19 protein-coding genes and 1 pseudogene are annotated in these 20,706 nt (G+C 33.3%); 14 read left to right on the top strand and 6 right to left on the bottom strand.

Annotated features, from left to right (window positions below; translation table 11 throughout):
* Positions 1 to 47: 47 nt before the first annotated feature.
* From HXZ69_RS00475 to HXZ69_RS00445, 7 genes are all read left to right on the top strand, one after another.
* On the top strand, positions 48 to 515 hold the full coding sequence (locus HXZ69_RS00475) for an ABC transporter ATPase (protein WP_125348739.1): 468 nt from the start codon (positions 48 to 50) through the stop codon (positions 513 to 515).
* Positions 516 to 629: 114 nt separating this feature from the next.
* Complete coding sequence (locus tag HXZ69_RS00470) at positions 630 to 1,232, top strand: LemA family protein (protein ID WP_180904995.1); 603 nt, start codon at positions 630 to 632, stop codon at positions 1,230 to 1,232.
* Positions 1,233 to 1,237: 5 nt separating this feature from the next.
* Positions 1,238 to 1,678 (top strand): TPM domain-containing protein, encoded by a 441-nt coding sequence (locus HXZ69_RS00465; RefSeq protein ID WP_286494678.1) that lies wholly within the window; start codon positions 1,238 to 1,240, stop codon positions 1,676 to 1,678.
* The gene (locus tag HXZ69_RS00460; protein WP_280036030.1) at positions 1,659 to 2,471 is read left to right on the top strand and encodes a TPM domain-containing protein; all 813 of its coding nucleotides are present in this window, start codon (positions 1,659 to 1,661) and stop codon (positions 2,469 to 2,471) included. Before HXZ69_RS00465 ends, HXZ69_RS00460 begins: the two co-directional genes overlap by 20 nt.
* A gap of 17 nt (positions 2,472 to 2,488) precedes the next feature.
* The gene (locus tag HXZ69_RS00455; RefSeq protein ID WP_221854340.1) at positions 2,489 to 2,821 is read left to right on the top strand and encodes a hypothetical protein; all 333 of its coding nucleotides are present in this window, start codon (positions 2,489 to 2,491) and stop codon (positions 2,819 to 2,821) included.
* A 79-nt stretch (positions 2,822 to 2,900) separates the two neighbouring features.
* Complete coding sequence (locus HXZ69_RS00450; protein ID WP_286494676.1) at positions 2,901 to 4,268, top strand: deoxyguanosinetriphosphate triphosphohydrolase; 1,368 nt, start codon at positions 2,901 to 2,903, stop codon at positions 4,266 to 4,268.
* 235 nt (positions 4,269 to 4,503) lie between these two features.
* Entirely contained in the window at positions 4,504 to 4,956 is a 453-nt protein-coding gene (locus HXZ69_RS00445; RefSeq protein WP_115001464.1) for a GNAT family N-acetyltransferase, read from the top strand.
* A 53-nt stretch (positions 4,957 to 5,009) separates the two neighbouring features.
* Here the strand turns inward: HXZ69_RS00445 and HXZ69_RS00440 are convergent, their stop codons facing one another.
* Positions 5,010 to 5,540: an RNA methyltransferase gene (locus tag HXZ69_RS00440; protein ID WP_125348748.1), complete on the bottom strand. Its 531-nt coding sequence runs from the start codon at positions 5,538 to 5,540 to the stop codon at positions 5,010 to 5,012.
* 80 nt (positions 5,541 to 5,620) lie between these two features.
* On the opposite strand from HXZ69_RS00440, the gene mutS reads away from it, so the two are divergent.
* The 6 genes from mutS (at position 5,621) to HXZ69_RS00410 (ending at position 15,220) form a co-directional block, all read left to right on the top strand.
* A complete protein-coding gene (mutS, locus tag HXZ69_RS00435) occupies positions 5,621 to 8,176 on the top strand; it encodes a DNA mismatch repair protein MutS (protein ID WP_286494675.1) in 2,556 nt (851 codons plus the stop codon).
* Between the two features lie 10 nt (positions 8,177 to 8,186).
* The gene (locus tag HXZ69_RS00430; RefSeq protein WP_221854344.1) at positions 8,187 to 8,990 is read left to right on the top strand and encodes a M48 family metallopeptidase; all 804 of its coding nucleotides are present in this window, start codon (positions 8,187 to 8,189) and stop codon (positions 8,988 to 8,990) included.
* A 97-nt stretch (positions 8,991 to 9,087) separates the two neighbouring features.
* Positions 9,088 to 10,992: an acetate--CoA ligase gene (gene acs, locus HXZ69_RS00425; RefSeq protein ID WP_286494673.1), complete on the top strand. Its 1,905-nt coding sequence runs from the start codon at positions 9,088 to 9,090 to the stop codon at positions 10,990 to 10,992.
* A gap of 180 nt (positions 10,993 to 11,172) precedes the next feature.
* On the top strand, positions 11,173 to 11,820 hold the full coding sequence (locus HXZ69_RS00420; RefSeq protein ID WP_286494672.1) for an O-methyltransferase: 648 nt from the start codon (positions 11,173 to 11,175) through the stop codon (positions 11,818 to 11,820).
* Positions 11,820 to 12,584 (top strand): C40 family peptidase, encoded by a 765-nt coding sequence (locus HXZ69_RS00415; protein ID WP_219033619.1) that lies wholly within the window; start codon positions 11,820 to 11,822, stop codon positions 12,582 to 12,584. The genes HXZ69_RS00420 and HXZ69_RS00415 overlap by 1 nt, the downstream gene beginning before the upstream one ends.
* A 140-nt stretch (positions 12,585 to 12,724) precedes the next feature.
* The gene (locus HXZ69_RS00410) at positions 12,725 to 15,220 is read left to right on the top strand and encodes a cation-translocating P-type ATPase (protein WP_286494670.1); all 2,496 of its coding nucleotides are present in this window, start codon (positions 12,725 to 12,727) and stop codon (positions 15,218 to 15,220) included.
* Between the two features lie 32 nt (positions 15,221 to 15,252).
* Here the strand turns inward: HXZ69_RS00410 and HXZ69_RS00405 are convergent, their stop codons facing one another.
* The 3 genes from HXZ69_RS00405 to HXZ69_RS00395 all read right to left on the bottom strand — a co-directional run bounded on the left by HXZ69_RS00405 (position 15,253) and on the right by HXZ69_RS00395 (position 17,541).
* Entirely contained in the window at positions 15,253 to 16,023 is a 771-nt protein-coding gene (locus HXZ69_RS00405; protein WP_221854348.1) for an alpha/beta fold hydrolase, read from the bottom strand.
* Positions 16,024 to 16,114: 91 nt separating this feature from the next.
* Positions 16,115 to 16,681: a guanylate kinase gene (gene gmk / locus HXZ69_RS00400; protein ID WP_221854349.1), complete on the bottom strand. Its 567-nt coding sequence runs from the start codon at positions 16,679 to 16,681 to the stop codon at positions 16,115 to 16,117.
* Positions 16,681 to 17,541, bottom strand: coding sequence for a YicC/YloC family endoribonuclease (locus HXZ69_RS00395; RefSeq protein WP_236688172.1), 861 nt, complete (start codon positions 17,539 to 17,541; stop codon positions 16,681 to 16,683). The genes gmk and HXZ69_RS00395 overlap by 1 nt, the downstream gene beginning before the upstream one ends.
* Positions 17,542 to 17,690: 149 nt before the next feature.
* On the opposite strand from HXZ69_RS00395, the gene HXZ69_RS00390 reads away from it, so the two are divergent.
* Positions 17,691 to 19,001 (top strand): DUF4026 domain-containing protein, encoded by a 1,311-nt coding sequence (locus HXZ69_RS00390; RefSeq protein WP_219033615.1) that lies wholly within the window; start codon positions 17,691 to 17,693, stop codon positions 18,999 to 19,001.
* Here HXZ69_RS00390 and hutI read toward each other — a convergent pair.
* Entirely contained in the window at positions 18,991 to 20,220 is a 1,230-nt protein-coding gene (hutI, locus tag HXZ69_RS00385; protein WP_219033614.1) for an imidazolonepropionase, read from the bottom strand. The genes HXZ69_RS00390 and hutI overlap by 11 nt on opposite strands.
* 211 nt (positions 20,221 to 20,431) lie before the next feature.
* Positions 20,432 to 20,662, bottom strand: a pseudogene (locus HXZ69_RS15275) (GNAT family N-acetyltransferase); the annotation flags it as partial.
* Positions 20,663 to 20,706 lie beyond the last annotated feature (44 nt).

The raw sequence follows: 20,706 nt of genomic DNA, 5'->3' as shown, positions 1-20,706 counted from the left end.
TCTAAAATTTCCGTATCTTTGAAACACAAATTTTAAACAAAGAGAAAATGAATTTAGCAGACGATTCAAGAATTTGGATTTTTCAAGCCAATCGTAAATTCTCAACAGAAGAAAAGCAAGCTATTACAGCTAAACTAAATACTTTTATAGCGGATTGGAATGCGCATGGCGCTGAACTTTTAGCTGATTTTGATTTACCTTATGATCAATTTATTGTAGTTGGTGTAGACGAAAATCAAGCGACAGCAAGTGGTTGTTCTATCGATAAATTAACGAAAATCGTACGCGAAATTGATGCAGATTATTCGTTCGATTTATTGAACAGAATGTTAGTTTCGTATGAAAATGAACAGGAAGTTTTTATCGAAAAATTACCAACATTCAAACAAAAAGTAAAAGAAGGAGAAATCAAAAATGTAAAAGTTTTCAATAATGGAATTTCTTCTTTGAATGATTTTAAGCAAAATTGGTTATTACCGATTGAAGAAAGTTGGGCGAAAACATTATTAAATTAAACGCTTAAAATCCAAAAAATATTAAAGCCGAGTTTAGAAATAAGCTCGGTTTTATTTTTGATAAAATATTGTTTAAAAAACACTATTTTTACGTAATAATAAATTAAAAATACTATGAAAAACAAAGGATGTCTTATTGGCGGAGTGATTCTTTTACTTCTTGCAGGAATCGTTTTCTGGGGAATTGGAGTTTCGAATACGATCAAAACAACAGACCAAGGTGTGCAAAAACAATGGTCGAATGTAGAAAATACATATCAAAAACGTTCAGATTTAGTTCCAAATTTAGTGAACACGGTAAAAGGTGCTGCGAATATGGAAAAAGAAACGTTAACAGCTGTGATTGATGCACGTGCAAAAGCGACTTCTAATCAAATTAAAATTGATGATCCAAGTCAATTAACAGATGCAAATATTGCGAAATTTCAACAAGCTCAAGATCAATTAGGATCTACATTAAGCCGCTTATTGGTTTCTGTTGAAAAATATCCAGATATTAAATTCAATCAAAACTTTACTTCTTTACAAGCAGAATTATCTTCTATCGAACAAGAAGTTTTATTTGAAAGAAAAAAATACAACGATGCTGCAGAGAAATTTAACAACATGATTGTAACTTTCCCTAACAGCTTAATCGCTGGTTTTACAGGTGCTACGAAAAAAGGTTATTTCAAAGCTGCTGCAGGATCTGAGAATGCTCCTAAAGTAGAATTCTAATCATTATGGGAAATAAGAAACATAAATTTCTTTCCTCTAAAGATGAAAAAAAAATAATCGAAGCCATCCAAAAAGCGGAGAAAAATACAAGTGGGGAAATTCGAGTTCATATTGAATTCGAATCTTCTCCCAATCATTTTGACAAAGCTTTAGAAGTTTTCGAGCAATTGGAAATGCACAAAACCAAAGATAGAAATGGTGTGTTGTTTCATGTTTCACCAACCGATCATAACTTTACAATTATTGGTGATAAAGGAATTGATCAAGTGACACCAGATGATTTTTGGGATGATATAAAAGAAGAGGTCATCAAGCATTTCAAAAAAGAACATTATGTAAAAGGGCTTTGTGAAGGAATAAAAAAAACAGGCAAAGCACTTAAAAAATATTTTCCTTATCAAGAGGATGATACAAACGAATTACCAGATGAAATTAGCTACAGTTAAATACTTTTTTCTAACTTTTTTTCTTTCAATTTTAACCGTTTTTGGGCAGACACCGGATGAATTGGTGAAGATGGAACATCCGCCTAAAAAGCTTGTGCAAGATTATGCACATGTTTTTGATGCAATGCAATTGGATGAATTAGAACGAAAATTAGTAGCCTATGATGATTCAACATCTACTCAAATTTTGGTATTAACAGTGAAGTCTCTAGATGGTTATCCGTTAGAAATGTTTGCAAATGATATTGGTGAAAAATGGAAAGTTGGTACACAAGGAAAAGATAATGGAGTTGTAATTGTTTTAAGTGAACAAGATCGTAAGATTACGATTAGAACAGGTTATGGAGCTCAAATTTATTTACCGCCAAGTGTCAACAAATCGATTATTGACAATGTTATTATTCCGTATTTCAAACAAGGTGATTATGCTGGTGGAATAAATGCTGGAGTCAATTCTATTTTTCAAGCTTTTGCAGGAAAATATAAGCAAGACAAACCAAAATCGCAAGAACCAGAAATGGATTGGCTTGCATTGATTTTTGCCATAGGATTTTTCATTTTTATCTTTATTATTATTTCGAAAGGTAAAGGAGGAAATAATGGAGGAAATGGTGGCAGACGAAGAAGTTTGTTAGATGATATTATCATTATGAACACAGGAAGTTCTGTTTTCGGTGGCGGAGGTTTCGGCTCAGGAGGTAGTTCTTGGGGTGGATCATCTGGTGGCGGAGGCGGCTTTGGTGGTTTCGGAGGCGGAAGCTTCGGAGGCGGAGGAGCATCTGGTAGTTGGTAGAAATACTATTTTGATTAATGAATTTTAAAATTGTCACAAATATTGAAACTGATATTTTTTATTTAATTATTAATGAATTAGTAAAAGATAAATGGAAAATTATTTGTGAATATGATGATGAAATTTTTGATAAATCAATTGATTTCGACTTTTACAAATTAGCTAAAAATGAAAAAATAATTTTGTTTGCTTGGGACAACTGGTTTGAAGGAGAGATAAAAGCTGAAATTGAAATTCTAAAAGAGTTAGCTGTTCAATATAAGTTTGATTTAAACTTTAATGAAGCAAATTTTCTTCAAGATGAATATATTACAGAAAGAATGAAAAATCTTTTAAAATTTCACGAATAAACCCAAAAATCCGAACGAAACCGTTCGGATTTTTTTATGACTGAACATTATTCGTTAAATTCGTTTTCTAAATCAGTTTATGGAACTTCTCAATCATATTTACACCAATCAACGCAGCAATACAAACGATACGTCGGATGCGAGATCAGAATATCAGCGTGATTATGATCGTATTATTTTTTCGTCTGCCTTTCGTCGTTTGCAGAACAAAACGCAAGTTTTTCCTTTGCCAGGAAGTGTATTTGTCCACAATCGATTGACGCATTCGTTAGAGGTTTCGTCTGTTGGACGCTCGATGGGAAATTTGGTAGGAAAGTTTATTTCCGAAAATTATAAATTAACAAAAGAATCACAAGAATTTTATAAATATAGTATTCACGATGTTATTTCAGCGGCATGTTTGTGTCACGATATCGGAAATCCAGCTTTTGGACATTCGGGCGAAGATGCAATTGCTTCTTATTTTGATCGCCATGAAACAGATTTGAAACAATATTTTACTGAAGCCGAATGGGCTGATTTAATCAATTTTGAAGGAAACGCAAATGCAATTCGAATTTTAACACAACAACAAAACGGAAAATCGGAAGGTGGTTTACGTTTGACGTATTCAACATTGGCTGCGATTGCAAAATATCCATGTGAATCGGTTGCAAAAGATAAAAATCAATTGCATCGTAAGAAATTTGGATTTTTTCAGGCGCAAAAGGAAGCTTTCCGAACAATTGCTGAAAAAACGAATATGATTTTGGAACAAGATTCACCAATTATTTACAAGCGACATCCGTTTGTGTGGTTGGTAGAGGCGGCTGACGATATTTGTTATTCGATTATCGATGTCGAAGATTCGCAACGTTTAGGAATTATTGATCATGATAAATGCCGAAAATTATTTTTGAATTTAGTTGAATCTTTAGATCCATCTCAAATTGATAAAACAAAAAATACATTAAAATCAATTTCAGATAAAAATGATCGAATAGCCTATTTACGTGCAAAATCAATTAATTTATTGACGCAAAAATCGGTTGAAGTTTACCAAAATAATTTTGATCAAATTGTAAAAGGAGAATTTAAAACGGCGTTATTAGATGTGATTAAAAATGAAACGGAACAAGTAACGAAACGAGTTTTAGACGAAATTCAACGTTTCTCGATTGAAAATATTTATAATCATCGTTCTGTTCTCGAAATTGAAAATGCAGGTTATAATGTAATGTCAGAATTGCTTTCGCAATTTATTCCTCCAATTTTAAAAGATGAAAAAGAACGCAAAACGTTTGAGAAAAAAGCCTTGCGTTTAGTTCCTGCTCAGTTTTTATATGAGAAAGGAACAAAGTATCAAAAGGTAATGGGAATTTTGGATTATGTTTCGGGAATGACTGATAATTACGCAACAGAATTATATCGTCGTATCAAAGGAATCGAAATTGGAATGACGATTTAAGTACGAAGTTAGAAATACGAAGCTCGAATTTAGAGAAATTGTCATGCTGAACTCGTTTCAGTATCTCATCAAAAATTAGCGAATTTGTTATTCCGACGAATGGAGGAATCTATAGATTCTTCATTTCGCTGAAGCTATATTCAGAATGACAAAAAATAATGAATTCTACGTTTCGTAAACTAGATAACTAATTTCTAGTCTCGAATAACGAATAACTAAATAACATCACACAATAATGAAAAATGTAACAATACGAGAAGCAAGAAAAGAAGATTGTCCTCGAATTTTAGAGTTAATTCACGAATTAGCTTTATACGAAAAAGCACCAGACGAAGTAACGGTAACCTTAGAAGAAATGGAAGAATGCGGGTTTGGAGATAAACCAGTTTGGGGTTCTTTGGTTGCAGAAGTGGACGGAAATGTGGAAGGAATTGCGTTGCATTACGATCGTTATTCGACTTGGAAAGGACGCAGATTATATTTGGAGGATTTGATTGTAACCGAAAAAATGCGCGGTTCTGGAATTGGTAAATTATTATTGGATGAATTAATTGTTTATGGAAAAGCGAATAATTACCACGGAATGGTTTGGCAAGTTCTGGATTGGAATGAACCTGCAATTAATTTCTATAAAAAATATAACGCAGATTTTGATCCAGAATGGATTAATGTTTCGGTGAATTTTTAATAACAAAAAACTCCAACTTGATGAAAAGTTGGAGTTTATATTTTTGCTTAACGCTATTTCATAAAACTTTCATACCATTTCCATAAAATAATTCCTGTACAAACCGAAACATTAAGCGAATGTTTTGTTCCTGATTGTGGAATTTCGATACACGTATCACATTGATCAATGATTGATTGTTGCACACCATCAACCTCATTTCCCATCACAATTGCATATTTCTGAGATTGGTCAACTTCAAATTCATTTAACAAAACAGAACCTTCCGTTTGTTCAATCGTTACAATTTGATAACCATCTTCTTTTAATTTAGCAACCAATTCATTCGAATCTTTCACATATTCCCAATCAACAGAATTTTCTGCACCAATGGCCGTTTTATGAATTTCTTTATGAGGTGGAGTTGCTGTAATTCCACACAAATAAATTTTATCAATTAAAAATGCATCCGAAGTTCTAAAAACTGCACCAACATTGTGCATACTTCTCACATTATCCAACACCACAACAATCGGGTGTTTTTCAATAGCTTTATATTCTTCCGCAGAAACGCGACCTAATTCGTCTAATTTTAGTTTTCTCATCACTTCGTTTTTAACTAACTTAGCTGTTCAAAATTTATAATAATTTGACAAAAGTAGTAAAGAATAAGGAAACTCCTCTAATGAAACAATATAACACCATCAAGGCGAAATATCCTGATGCAATGTTGTTGTTCCGTGTGGGAGATTTTTACGAAACATTTGGAGAAGATGCTGTGCGAGCTTCTCGCATTTTAGATATAGTTTTAACAAAACGCGCCAATGGTTCTGATAATAGTGCTTTGGCAGGGTTTCCTCATCATAGTTTGAATACTTATTTACCGAAATTGGTGAAAGCCGGTTTACGCGTTGCAATTTGTGATCAGCTCGAAGATCCAAAGATGGTAAAAGGTATCGTAAAACGTGGTGTTACAGAATTGGTAACGCCTGGTGTTGCGTTGCAAGATGAGGTTTTATCGTCAAAATCGAATAACTTTTTGATGGCTGTTCATCAAGGTGATAAAGCTTTTGGAATTGCGTTGTTAGATGTTTCGACAGGAGAATTTTTGGTTTCGGAAGGACAAGAAGATCAAGTAGCGAAAATTATTCAATCGTTTCGACCAAGTGAAGTGATTTACCAAAAACGTGTTAAATATAATTTTTCTGATGTCAAAAGTAAATTTTTGTTGGATGATTGGGCTTTTCAATATGATTTTGCAGTTGATAAATTAACCAATCTTTTTAAAACTAAGAATCTAAAAGGTTTTGGAATTGAGGATTTAAAAGATGGAATCATTTCTGCGGGTGCAATTTTAGCTTATTTGGATGACACACATCACTTCGAAATTCAGCATCTAACATCTATTCAGCGTCTTAATCAAGATAGTTTTGTGTGGATGGATCCATTTACGATTCGCAATCTCGAATTGGTTTATTCTCCACATCCAAAAGGTGTTACGTTATTAAATGTTTTAGACGATACCAAAACTCCGATGGGAGCACGTTTGTTGAATCGTTGGATGGTAATGGTGTTGAAAGATTTGAAATCAATTCAACGTCGTCAAAATATTGTCGAATACTTCTACAAATTTGGAGATTTACGTTACGATTTGCGAGAAAAATTAGGTCAATTAACCGATTTAGAACGTTTGGCTGGAAAAGTTTCGACAGGTAAAATTACACCTCGTCAATTGCAACAATTAGCACAAAGTTTGAAAATTTCGGAAGAAATAAAAGAAGTTGCTGAACAATCGAATATCAAAGAAGTTGCAGATTTATTTTCTCGAATCGAACCAATTGATCATTTAACACAAAAGATTTTTGATACACTTTCTAACGAGCCTCCGCATCAAATTGTAAAAGGAAATGTAATTAGAGAAGGTGTTTCAGAAGAATTGGATCGATTACGAAAAATTCAGTTTTCTGGAAAAGATTATTTGGATCAAATGTGTCAACGCGAAACAGAACGAACTGGAATTTCGTCCTTGAAAATTGCATTCAATAATGTGTTTGGTTATTATATTGAAGTTCGAAATACGCACAAAGATAAAGTGCCAGAAGAATGGATTCGTAAGCAAACTTTGGTGAATGCAGAGCGTTATATTACCGAAGAATTAAAAGAGTACGAAACACAAATTCTTGGTGCAGAAGAAAAAATTCTTGCTATAGAAAATCAATTATTTATTGAATTGTTACAAGAAATTATCACTAAACTTTTACCGATTCAACAAACGGCAAAAGCAATTGCATTTTTGGATGTTTTGTCAACTTTTGCAGAAATAGCAGAGAAAAATAATTACACAAAACCTTCTCTTAATGATGGTTTTGAACTAAATATAAAAGAAGGTCGTCATGCTGTGATTGAGCAACAATTACCAATTGGTGAACAATATGTGTCGAATAATGTTGAGTTAAATTCGGATCATCAGCAAATTATTATGATTACTGGACCAAATATGTCTGGTAAATCGGCGCTTTTACGTCAAACTGCTTTGATTGTTTTGATGGCGCAAATGGGAAGTTTTGTTCCAGCTCAAGCTGCAGATTTAGGAATCATTGATAAAGTTTTTACTCGAGTTGGTGCTTCAGATAATATTTCATCAGGTGAATCGACATTTATGGTCGAAATGAATGAGACAGCAAGTATCTTAAATAACATTTCGGAACGAAGTTTGATTTTATTGGATGAAATTGGTCGAGGAACTTCGACTTACGATGGAATTTCGATTGCATGGGCAATTGCAGAATTTTTACATCAAAGTGCCTTGAAACCAAAAACATTGTTTGCAACGCATTATCATGAATTGAATGAAATGTCAAAATCGATGGAACGTATCAAAAACTTTAATGTTAGTATCAAAGAAACAAAAGATACAATATTATTTTTGAGAAAATTAGTTCCAGGAGGAAGTGAGCACAGTTTTGGTATACATGTTGCTAAAATGGCTGGGATGCCAAAACGAGTGGTGGACAGAGCAAATGATGTGTTGAAAATTTTGGAAGCAACGAAAACAGATGAAGGAATCTCGAATAAAACGGAGAAAATAACGCAAGATAATATGCAATTAAGTTTCTTTCAGTTAGATGATCCAATTTTAGATTCTATAAGAGAAGAAATTCTGAACACAGATATCAATACGTTAACACCTGTTGAAGCATTGATGAAATTGAACGAAATCAAAAAGAAACTTGGTAAATAAACTTAAAAATATGAAGAAAATAATTTTAACTGTAGCAGGAGCTTTAGTATTAGCTTCTTGTGCTACAAACCCTGTTACCGGACGTAAATCGTTGTCATTAGTTTCTAATGCAGATTTATTTCCGACAGCTTACAATCAATATTCTCAGGTTCTTAAACAAGGGAAAGTAATTACAGGTACTGCCGATGCTAAAATGGTGCAAACAGTAGGGGAACGTTTAAAATATGCCGCTGAAAAATATTATCAAGAAAAGGGAATATCTTCTCAATTACAAGGTTATCAATGGCAATTTACGTTGTTAAATGCAAACGAAGTAAATGCATGGTGTATGCCTGGAGGTAAAGTTGCGGTTTATTCAGGTATTTTACCTGTTACCAAAGATGCAACGGGATTGGCTGTTGTTTTAGGTCACGAAATTGGTCACGCTTTGGCTGGTCATAGTGCGGAGCAAGCTTCTCAGCAAATGGCCGCACAAGGTTTAGGACAAATAGTTGGTGGATCCATTGGAAATGCAGAATATGCAAAAGTTTTTGAACAATTATATCCTGTAGGTGCACAAGTTGGTTTACTAAACTATTCTCGTAAAATGGAATTAGATGCTGATGTTACAGGATTGTATTTAATGGCGATGGCGGGTTATGATCCTTCTCAAGCAATTCCTTTTTGGGAACGTATGGCGGCGAAAAGTGGAAATGCAGGAGTTTCAGAATTCTTGAGTACTCACCCTTCGGATGCGACGCGTATGGCTAAAATAAAGGAAGCCTTACCAACTGCTTTAGCATATTACAATGCAAGTCCGTATAAAGGAAAATAGAATAGTTTTTATTCATTTGTAAAATATAAGCGAGTTAATTTGATAAATTGATTCGCTTTTTTTATATTTAGTATTCAAAACCACAATTAAAATTAAAATGATTAACAATTTTAGAATCAATTCGTTTTCTGAATATAAGAAAGCGTATAAAAAAAGTGTCGAGGAGCCTGAAAAATTTTGGGATAAAATTGCTGGAAACTTCGTTTGGCAAAAGAAATGGGACAAAACACTTGAATATAATTTTGAACAAGCAGATTTTAAATGGTTTCAAGGTGGACAACTAAATATTACCGAAAATGTTTTGGATCGTCATTTGGAAAAAAATGGAAACAAAACAGCTTTAATTTGGGAACCAAATAATCCTTTAGAGGAATCTAGAATTATTACATATCGTCAATTGCATTCAAAAGTTTGCCAATTTGCGAATGTCTTAAAAAATAATGGCGTACAAAAAGGAGATCGTGTGTGTATTTATATGCCAATGATTCCAGAATTAGCCATCGCGATGTTAGCTTGTGCTCGTATTGGCGCGGTACATTCTATTGTTTTTGCAGGATTTTCTTCTGCTGCAATTGCCTCTCGTATCAACGATGCGCAATGTAAGGTTTTGGTGACAGCAAACGAAGTTTTTCGTGGAACGAAATCAATTAACTTAAAAGCAATTTGTGATGAAGCCTTAAAAGATTGTGCTTCTATTCAGTCGTGTATTGTTTATCGACGTGCTATCGAGCCTACTTCTATGGTTGGTGGACGTGATAAATTTTGGATTGATGAAATGCATAAGGTAGACGATAATTGTCCTGCGGAAATTATGGATGCCGAAGATCCTTTGTTTATTTTGTATACTTCTGGTTCTACAGGAAAACCAAAAGGAATGGTGCATACATGTGGTGGATATATGGTGGAAACGGCTTATTCGTTCGATAATATTTTTCAAATGGAGCACAACGATATTTATTGGTGTACAGCAGATATCGGTTGGATTACAGGACATAGTTACATTATTTATGGACCTTTGGCTTGTGGAGCAACTTCAGTAATGTTCGAAGGAATTCCAAGTTTTCCTGATTTTGGACGTTTTTGGGAAATTGTCGAAAAATTAAAAGTGACACATTTCTATACAGCTCCAACAGCAATTCGTTCGTTAGCTCGTGAATCCTTAGATTATGTCGAGAAATATGATTTATCAAGTCTTAAAGTTTTAGGATCAGTTGGTGAACCAATTAACGAGGAAGCTTGGCACTGGTTTAATGATTATATTGGAAAAGGAAATTGTCCAATTGTAGATACATGGTGGCAAACAGAAACGGGATCTATTTTGATTTCGCCATTAGCAGGAATTACGCCGCTTCGTCCAACGTTTGCAACATTACCGCTTCCAGGAATTCAGCCAGTTTTAATGGATGAACATGGAAAAGAAGTAGAAGCAGTAAATGAAAAAGCAGAAGGACGTTTAGCAATTAAATTTCCTTGGCCATCTATGGCTCGTACTATTTATGGTAATCATAAACGCTATGTAGAAACCTATTTTTCAACATTTCCGGGATATTATTTTACAGGAGATGGAGCGTATCGTGATGTAATGGAAAATTATCGAATTACAGGACGTGTAGATGATGTAGTGATTGTTTCTGGACACAATTTAGGAACTGCACCAATAGAAAATGCGATAAATGAACACGAAGCTGTAGCAGAAAGCGCGGTTGTTGGTTATCCTCATGATATCAAAGGAAATGCATTGTATGCTTATGTGATTTTGCAAGATGGAGTACAAGGTTCACCAGAACTTGAAGCAGAAATAAAAAATGGAGTTTCTAAATTAATTGGAGCAATTGCAAAGCCAGATAAAATACAGTTTGTTTCAGGTTTACCAAAAACGCGAAGCGGAAAAATTATGCGTCGTATTTTAAGAAAAATAGCAAGCAACGAAACTGATTTTGGCGATACATCAACATTATTAGATCCAGATGTTGTAACTGTTATTCAGAAAGGAAAAGTTTAAAGTAAGGCTGAGGTTAAGATTTAGTCTAAGCTTATCAAAATAATTTTCAAAACAAAAAGCATTACCCAAAAAGTAATGCTTTTTTGGTTTGATTATTTTGGATAAATTTTCTCTTCTAAATTTCCTTTATATAGCCGATATTCAATGCATTTTTTGTAATTTTGTTGACTTTTTAAAGGTATGATAAAAATTTCACCAGTTTTAGAATCGTATTTAGATCATCATGTGGATCAAGAACCTGAAATCTTGAGCCGTTTACGTGTTGAAACTTATCAATGTACAACGCAGCCACACATGATTTCGGGAGAATATCAAGGTCGTTTGTTAAGTATTTTGTCAAAGATTTTAGCCCCAAAAACTATTTTAGAGTTAGGAACTTTTACAGGTTACGCAACATTGTGTTTGGCAGAAGGTTTGATTGCTGATGGAAAAATCATTACGATGGATAAAAATGATGAATTGGAATATTTGTGCAGAAAATATTTTGATGAATCTGAATTTGCTTCAAAAATTGATTTTAGAATCAATGATGCACGCGAAGAATTAGAAACAATCGAGAAAAATTCTGTAGATTTAGCTTTTATTGATGCTGATAAAGAGAGTTATCCTTATTATTTTGAAAAAGTTTTAGAACTTTTACGTCCAGGAGGAACCATGTTAGTTGACAATGTTTTGTGGTACGGAAAAGTAATGATGGAAGAGGAAGATAAAAAAGATCCTTCGACAAAAATTTTGAAAGAATTTAATGAAATGGTAACGAAAGACAAACGAGTAGAGTCGATAATTTTACCAATTCGTGACGGAATTACGTTAATTCGAAAAAAATAATGAAGTACGCCATTTGTCAAGTAAGTGTTGCGCCATTGCGCTACGAAGCAAGAGATTCATCAGAAATGGTGAGTCAGGTTTTGTTTGGAGAAAAGTTGATTATTTTAGAAGAATTAGAAAAATGGACTAAAGTTCAGTTAGCTTTTGATGGTTACGAAGGTTGGCTAGATCCAAAACAAATTGTAGAAATTTCGGAAGAAGAATATAATAAAGATTCGATCGAGAAATTTGCAATTAATCCGTATAATCATGCGATGGAAAATGGCTTGCCAATGACGTTGACAATTGGAGCTGAGGTTCGTACTTTGAATGAAAGTAAAATCAAAATTGGTCCAAAATGTTTTGAATATTTTGGGGTATATACGTCTGGTAAAAAATCAAAAGATCAATTGGTAGAAATTGCAAAAGCCTATCTAAATGTACCTTATTTGTGGGGAGGAAAATCTTCGTTCGGTATTGATTGTTCTGGTTTAACGCAACAAGTGTACAAAATAGGTGGCTATAAAATTCCAAGAGATGCTTATCAACAAGCGGAAATGGGTGAAGTTTTGAGTTTTGTAGAAGAAGCAGAACCAGGTGATTTAGCTTTTTTTGATAATGCAGAAGGTCTAATTATTCATGTCGGAATTATGTGTGGCAATGGAAAAATTTTGCACGCACACGGAAAAGTTAGAATTGATCCAATCGATACAAATGGAATTTTCAATACCGATTCTCAAAAATATTCGCATAAACTGCGATGCATTCGAAAATTAATTCCTTAATAATAGAGCAAAAATCATTTCGAAAGAAATGATTTTTTTGTTTTAATTGAAATCAAATCTAAATAGGATATAATCAAGTATTAAACTATTTTTTAATTGGATTTAGCTGTAACTTTAGTAAACACTAATCGATTGAAATAATGTCTATAAAAATTCCTGAAAATTTAAAAGGGTTATCTGATTCTGAAGTCAAAAAAGCTCAACAACAATACGGAGATAATGCTATAAAGGGTGAACAGAATTCTGCTTGGTATAGTTTATTATTTGATATTCTAAAAGAACCAATGACGCTAATTTTGATTGCTGTATCAATTATTTATGTGTTGGTTGGTGATTTGGGCGAAGCTGCATTTATGTTTGTGGCTATTGTTGCTGTGACAGGAATTTCATTTTACCAAGGTTCTCGTAATCAAAAAGCTCTGCAAGAGTTAGAAAAGTTGAACGAACCTTTGAGTTCAGTTATTCGTAATGGACGATTAGTTGAGATACCAACACACGAAATTACAATTGGTGATTTGTGTATTACGGAAGAAGGAAAAATGATTAATGCGGATGGAAATATTGTTCATAGTAATGATTTTTCGGTGAATGAATCGGCTTTAACAGGCGAAAGTATGTCAGTTTTTAAAGATATAGATCATCCAGAAATTTACAGTGGAACTTTGACAGTTTCTGGTTTGGCTATTTTTGAAGTGACAGCCATTGGAGCAGAAACGAAGTTGGGAAAAATAGGAACGTCAATTTTATCTATAAAAGAAGAAAAATCGCCTTTGCAATTGCAGATAGAAAAATTTGTGAAAGGAATGGCAATCATTGGAATTATTGTTTTTGCAATGGTTTGCGGATTCAATTATTTTCAAACAAAAGACATTGTAAGTAGTTTATTAAACGGTTTGACTTTGGCAATGTCTATTTTACCCGAAGAAATACCAGTTGCATTTACTACATTTATGGCATTGGGTTCATGGAAATTATTACGCGAAGGAATTATTGTAAAAAAGAGTAGCGTTGTCGAAACTTTAGGAAGCACAACTGTTATTTGTAGTGATAAAACAGGCACAATTACCGAAAATTCGATGAAATTGAAAGCGATTTATGATGCAAAAATGTCTACGGTTTTTGATGAAATTCAATTCAATGATGTCGAAATTTCTAAGATTATACAATATGCGATGTGGAGTAGTGAACCTGTTCCATTCGATCCAATGGAAAAAACGTTGCACCGAGTTTACGAACAAACACAGGTTGATGAGCGCAATCAATATCAAATGTTTTTCGAATATCCTTTATCTGGAAAACCTCCGATGATGACGCATTGTTTTAAAAATAAAGATAATCAACGAATAATTGCGGCAAAAGGTGCTCCAGAAGCTATTTTACAAGTTTCGAATCTTTCTGATCAACAAAAAGATCATTTACGAAACGTTATTCGCGATTTTGGAACAAAAGGTTTCCGACTTTTGGGTGTTGCAAAATCTACTTTTAATTCAAACGATTTTCCAAAACAACAACAAGATTTACCTTTTGAATTGTTAGGTTTTGTTGTCTTTTATGATCCGCCTAAAAAGGGAATAAATGAGGTTTTCGAGAAAATATATAATGCCGGAATAAAAGTAAAAGTAATTACAGGCGATAATGCCGAAACTACGATGAGTATTGCGAATCAGGCAGGAATTATTCATGCTGAAGATAGTATTACAGGAAGTGAAATTACACAACTTTCTGAAAAAGAATTATTAAAAGCAGCCGACGAAAAAGTCTTATTTGCACGAATGTTTCCCGAAGCAAAATTAGCCGTCGTGAAAGCTTTGAAAGAGGATGGAGAAGTAGTTGCAATGTTGGGCGACGGAGTAAACGATGGACCAGCATTGAAAGCCGCACACATTGGTGTTGCAATGGGCGAAAAAGGAACTGAAATAGCCAAACAAGCTGCGCAATTAATTTTAACAAATGATGATTTAGGAAAATTAGTTATCGGAATAGCTGCTGGAAGACGCATTTATACGAATCTTAAAAAAGCTGTTCAATACATTATCTCGATTCATATTCCAATTATATTAATTGTTTCATTGCCGTTGTTTTTAGGTTGGGCTTTTCCGCAAATTTTCACACCGGTTCATGTTATTTTCTTAGAATTGGTAATGGGACCAACCTGTTCTATTGTGTATGAAAACGAGCCTTTAGAGAAAAATTCTATGAACGAAAAACCTCGTCCTATGACGGAAACTTTTCTGAATTGGAAAGAACTTTCAACAAGTATTATTCAAGGAATTATCATCACATTAGGATTGCTTTTTGTTTATCAATACACTTATCAGTTAGGCGGAAATGAAGAGAAAACCCGAGCAATGGTTTTTACAACGTTGATTTTCTCAAATGTTTGGTTAAGTTTAACGAATAGATCGTTTTATTATAGCTTGTGGTCAAGTTTTAAAAATAAAAATAATTTAATGGTTGGCGTTACAATTCTTACATTGCTTATACTTTTTGCAATACTGTATATAAAGCCAATTTCTTTATTTTTTAAAGTTTCTTCGTTGAATCTAAAAGAATTAGGAATGGCGATGCTTGTAGCAATGTTATCTGTATTGTGGTTTGAAGTTTATAAATGGATTAAACGTAGGAGAAAAAATTGAGTAAAATGGTAATATTTAGGTTTATTGATTCGTTATAACGAATCAATAAACTCAACTGTTTTTGCCAAAGTCGGCGTCCTATTCTCTTTGTAAGGTGTATGTTTTGCATCAGGAACAAGATAACTTTCTTTTCTTCCTTTTACATTGTTGATAATTCCATTTACTTGCTCAATCGAACCATATTCATCATCAATTCCTTGAATAACCAAAGTTGGACATTCGATGTTTTGCAATTCTTTTCGAATATCAAAATCAATAAAATCTGGGCGTAACCAAGTTTCTGTCCACATCTCAAAAACTTTCTGCGTTTTATCGCCATGATATTTTGTCAAACGTTCTTTCAAATTAGTTTCTGCATATGCAATTTTTGCATCTCTGATTCCTTGTAAAGAAATTTCTTCTACAATAATGTGCGAACCAACTACAACAATTCCTTTTAAATTTTGATGATATTTCGAAGCATAAAGTAACGCAATCGATCCGCCATCGCTATGTCCAAATAAAATAATGTCTTTGAAGTTGAAATATTGAACCAAATCATTTAGAAAATCTGCTTCATCATGCATGTAAGTCAATTCGCGACGATCAATGGTAAAAGGCGACGATTTTCCATAACCTTTTCTATCGTAGATGAATAAATTACAATTTGTTTTTTCGGCAACTTCTTTTGGGAAATCTCTCCAAAGTTGGGTGCAACCTAAGGAATCGTGTAAAAAAATAAGTGTTGGATTTTCTGGATTTATTTCGTGGTGAACATAATGAATATTGGCGTTGTTGATTTCTAAACTATTTTCTATTTCCATTTTATGTAGTGATTTTTTCGAAAGCTAAAGATAACAAAAATGCCTCGATTTTATTTATTCGAGGCATTTATATCATGATGATTAAAAATTATTATTTAATAAAATCTGTAATAATTTCTAAGGTTTTTGCTTTTGCAGTTTCTAAATCGTCGTTCAATAAAATGATATCAAACTCTTTAGCTTTTTCCATTTCAATTCCTGCTTTATCAATACGTTGTTTCAATTTATCTTCGCTTTCTGTGTTGCGAGAAATTAAACGTTCTTTCAATATTTCCAAAGATGGAGGATTTACAAATACTGTTAAACATTGATCTCCGTACAATTTTTTGATATTCAATGCACCAATAACATCAATATCAAAAATTACAGAATTTCCTTCAGATGTAATGCGATCAACTTCCGATTTTAAAGTTCCGTAAAAATTATCGCGGTAAACTTCTTCGTGCTCTACGAATTCGTCGTTTGCAATTTTTGCCTTAAATTCTTCTGGTGTTAAGAAATAATAGTCTTCTCCGTGAGTTTCACCTTCGCGTTTATCTCTAGTTGTACAAGAAATAGAAAATTTGATATTCTCCAATTGTTCTAAAGCGTAACGAACCAAAGTTGTTTTTCCTGCGCCTGATGGAGCCGAAAAGACGATTAATTTTCCTTTTTTCATTATAAAATGTTTAACGATTGTTCTTTAATTTTTTCTAATTCATCTTTCATCTGAACAACAATTTTTTGCATTTCAGAATGATTTGATTTAGAACCTAATGTATTGATTTCACGACCAATTTCTTGCGAAATAAATCCTAGTTTTTTTCCATTTGATTCAGTTCCAGCTAATTCTTTTAAGAAATATTCGCAATGGTTTTTTAGACGAACTTTTTCTTCTGTGATATCAAATTTCTCCAAATAGAAAATTAATTCTTGTTCGAAACGATTTTGATCAACATCAACTTTTAATTCTTCTAAACGTTTATTGAAACGTTCTTTTATAGTTTCAATTCGTTCTTTTTCAAAAGGGACAACTTGTGTTAAAAGCTCAAGAATGTTATTCAAGTTTAAAGTCAAATATTTCTCTAAAACTTTTCCTTCATCTAATCTAAATTGATTTAATGCGTCGATCGCATCAATAATTGTTGCGCGAATTTGATTCCATTCGTCTTCACTCAAATCGTCTTGCGTGTACGAAATAACGTCTGGAAGGCGCATTACTACAGGCAATAATTCACCATCAGTCACATTTGGTGTGATTGATTTAAATTCTGCCATATAACTTTTGATTAATTCAGCATTTATATTTTGATTTCTTGCAGCAGGATTTAACTCTACTAACATCGAAAAATCAACTTTTCCACGTTGAACTTTTTCTGAAATAAGGTTTCTGATTTCTAATTCTTTTTCACGATAAAAAGAAGGAATTCTCGTGTTTAAATCTAGTGTTTTACTGTTTAAAGAACGGATTTCTATCGTTACTTTTTTCTCAGGTAATTCCAATACGGATTTACCGTAACCTGTCATAGATGCTATCATAATTGTAAAATTATGCGAACAAAATTACAATAAATTAACGTAATGCGAACTGAATTATCATCTTTAATCATTTTAAAGTTTAACATTTTGCTAAAATTTTGATGAACTTAAAACATTTATCTTTAACAAAAAACAAACTAAAAATAACTATGACAAATCAAGAATTGTACAAAGGAATTGCAGAGGATGGATTGAGTTTACCTTCTACAATGGGAATTTTTCCTTCGTCGAAAGATTTTGTATTTTCAAGAGAATCAATTGAAAAAAGTCTAAAATCAACCGATTATTTTCAATTAATCAATTTTGATCTTATCGAGATTGATAAAGACGAAAATGGAGCTGTAAAGCAAGAATATCAACTTGTAGTGTCTTATTTGGAGGAAGAATTTGATGTGAATTTGTATGTTGTGGATGCGAGAAGTAACGATTATTCTGAATTTGGTTTTGGAAATATGATTTCGGACGAAGAAATGGAAATTGCAACGCAACAAGATTTTTATTTGGAATCTGTGATGTATTTTGGAAATGATGCATTGGATAGTTTTCATTTGCAATTAAAAATTATGCAAGCAATTGTTGAAAACCCGTCTATTGTTGTCGATTTTATGCCTTATCGTTTGCTTTCTGGTAAATGGGCTAAAGTGACAGCAGAGTCAGAAATTCCGCCTGCGCCTTCGTATTTATATGTGATTCATGGCGTTTATGATGAGGATGAAAATGGCGATCGCGTGTATTGGATGCATACGCATGGTTTGCATCGTTGCGGTTCTGTGGAGTTGGAGATGTTGAACATCAAAGATGGAGTAGAGCAGATGAATTCGGCTTTGGATATGATTGTAAATGCGTTTATCAAACCAGATTTTCGTTCGCCAGAAAATGAAGAATTTAATATTGGTTATGATGGTTTGGATATTACATTTTGTTGGAAACGTTGGGAAGATGTGGTGAAAGATTATCCTGCTAAAATTCCTGGAGGTTACAATGAACGTCAGCCAGAAAACGAAAATTATGAACCTTGTGGCGTTTTGTTAGCGGTGCAAGAAGGACATACATTGACACCAGAAGTTTATGCGGCGACAATTGCAGATAATCCGATTTTCTTTATCAGCGATCAGGAAACGGAACGAATGTCAGCCTTGGCTTATCAACGTTTTGAATTGTATAAAAAAGCATTTAACACATATTTTAATCCAGAAGCAGATGAAGAAAATTATTATCGATTTTTAATTAAATTAGGATTTGATGTCGATCATGAAATGAATAAGGAACACATTTGGTTTGATGTGTACGGAATCAATGAGAACAACGAAATTTTTGGCGTTTGTTTGAATCGTCCTTATGCTGTAGAAGGTTTGAATGAAGGAGATGAAGGTCTTTATCCGCAAGAAATGATTACCGATTGGTTAATTTACACGCCGACAAACACCATCACTCCTGATAATATTTACACTATTGATTAATCAAAGCACCATTTTTCCATACATTTGTTGGTTGTAATTGTCCTTGATAATAGATAATATTACGATAATCGAAGGTAGAGAAGCTGATAAAATCGGCTTTTTTACCTTTTTCTATTGTTCCACGATCAGCTAAATTTAAAGCCTTTGCAGCACGAAAAGTAATTGCAGCTAAAACTTCTGCCATTGATAATTTCTCAAAAGTAGCCAAAACAGAAGCTTGTGTAAGAAGATTTCCCATTGGAGCTGAGCCAGGATTCCAATCCGAAGCAATCGAAACGCAACAACCAGCATCTAACAATTTTCGAGCAGGTGCATATTGCATTCCCAAACCGATAGAAGCGCCAGGTAAAACAGTTGCAACAACATCAGAATTGGCAAGTTTTTTCACTTCTTCTTCTCCTGAAAATTCTAAATGATCTGCACTCAAAGCATCGAATTTTGTAGCTAAATAACTTCCTCCAGCTGTAAATTGATCAGCGTGAATCGTAATATCAAAACCTTGATTTTTTGCTTCGTTTAAGAAATAATCGCCTTCCTCAACAGAGAAAGCAGATTGTTCCACAAAAATATCGATACGATTTGCTAAATCATCAGATTTTAATTTAGGAAAAACTTCTTTCACCAAAAGTTCTAAATATTCTTTGTTCGAACCTTCAAAATCTTTTGGTTTCATATGCGCACCTAAAAAAGTAGGAATCAAATCAATCTCACTTTCTTGATTCGCCATATTTATCGCTTCTAACATTTTAATTTCACCCTCAACAGAGAGAGCATAACCAGATTTTACTTCAGCAGTTGTGATTCCTTGTTTAGCTAATTGGGCAATATGTTTTAGCGTAATATCTTTCAGTTCGTCAACTGTTTTCTTACGTGTTTCTGTCACAGTAGACCAAATTCCACCACCACTTTCGGCAATTTCTAAATAGGTTTTTCCGTCCAAACGCATGGCGAAATCTTTGGCACGATTTCCTCCAAAACAAACGTGTGTATGCGAATCTACAAATCCAGGAAGAAGAATTTGTTCCGTTTCGATATGTTCAATTTCGATAGTTGGATGTTGTTGAGAAAGCGTTTCGAAATTTCCTATTTCTACAATTGTTTCATCATCAATAATAATTCCTCCATCTTCGAGAACTTCGACTTGGTTTTCGTGAATAGCACCTTTTAAAGGTAAATTGGCAAGTGTTATAATTTGTCTGAAAGGACCGATTAATTTCATTTTTGTTGTTTTATAACACAAGTTTACGAAATTTAAGGGAGAATTTGTAGATAAGCTGAACTTGTTATCAAATAAGATATGATTCTAAAATGAGTTTGCAATGACTTAATTTTTATCGTAAGTCAGTCGATAAAATAGCGTAGCCATAATTATCTGCCCAACCAGATTTTAGAGGAAGAAGCTTTCTGGTATGTGCTTCTCGAATCATTCCAACTTTTTCAAGAACTTTGTAAGAACCAATATTTTCAATTGCGCATCCAGCTTCGATTCTATGAAGATTTAACGTATTGAATCCAAAAGAAATAATTTCTCTTAAAGCTTCTGTTGCAATTCCTTTGTTCCAAAAATCTGGATGAAGTTTAAACCAAACTTCTGCATTCTTGTATTTAGCCCTACCTAAATTTAAAGAAATTAATCCATCAAATTGATTGTCATTTTCGATAACAAAAGTATAAGCTTGTGGTTGTTCTCCTTGATTAGATTTTA

Origin of the sequence: Empedobacter sp. R132-2, assembly GCF_030324375.1 — a bacterium.
Classification (GTDB): Bacteria; Bacteroidota; Bacteroidia; order Flavobacteriales; family Weeksellaceae; genus Empedobacter; species Empedobacter falsenii_B.
Note: the sequence above shows the minus strand (reverse complement) of the source record. Positions and strands in the feature narration are given on the sequence as shown.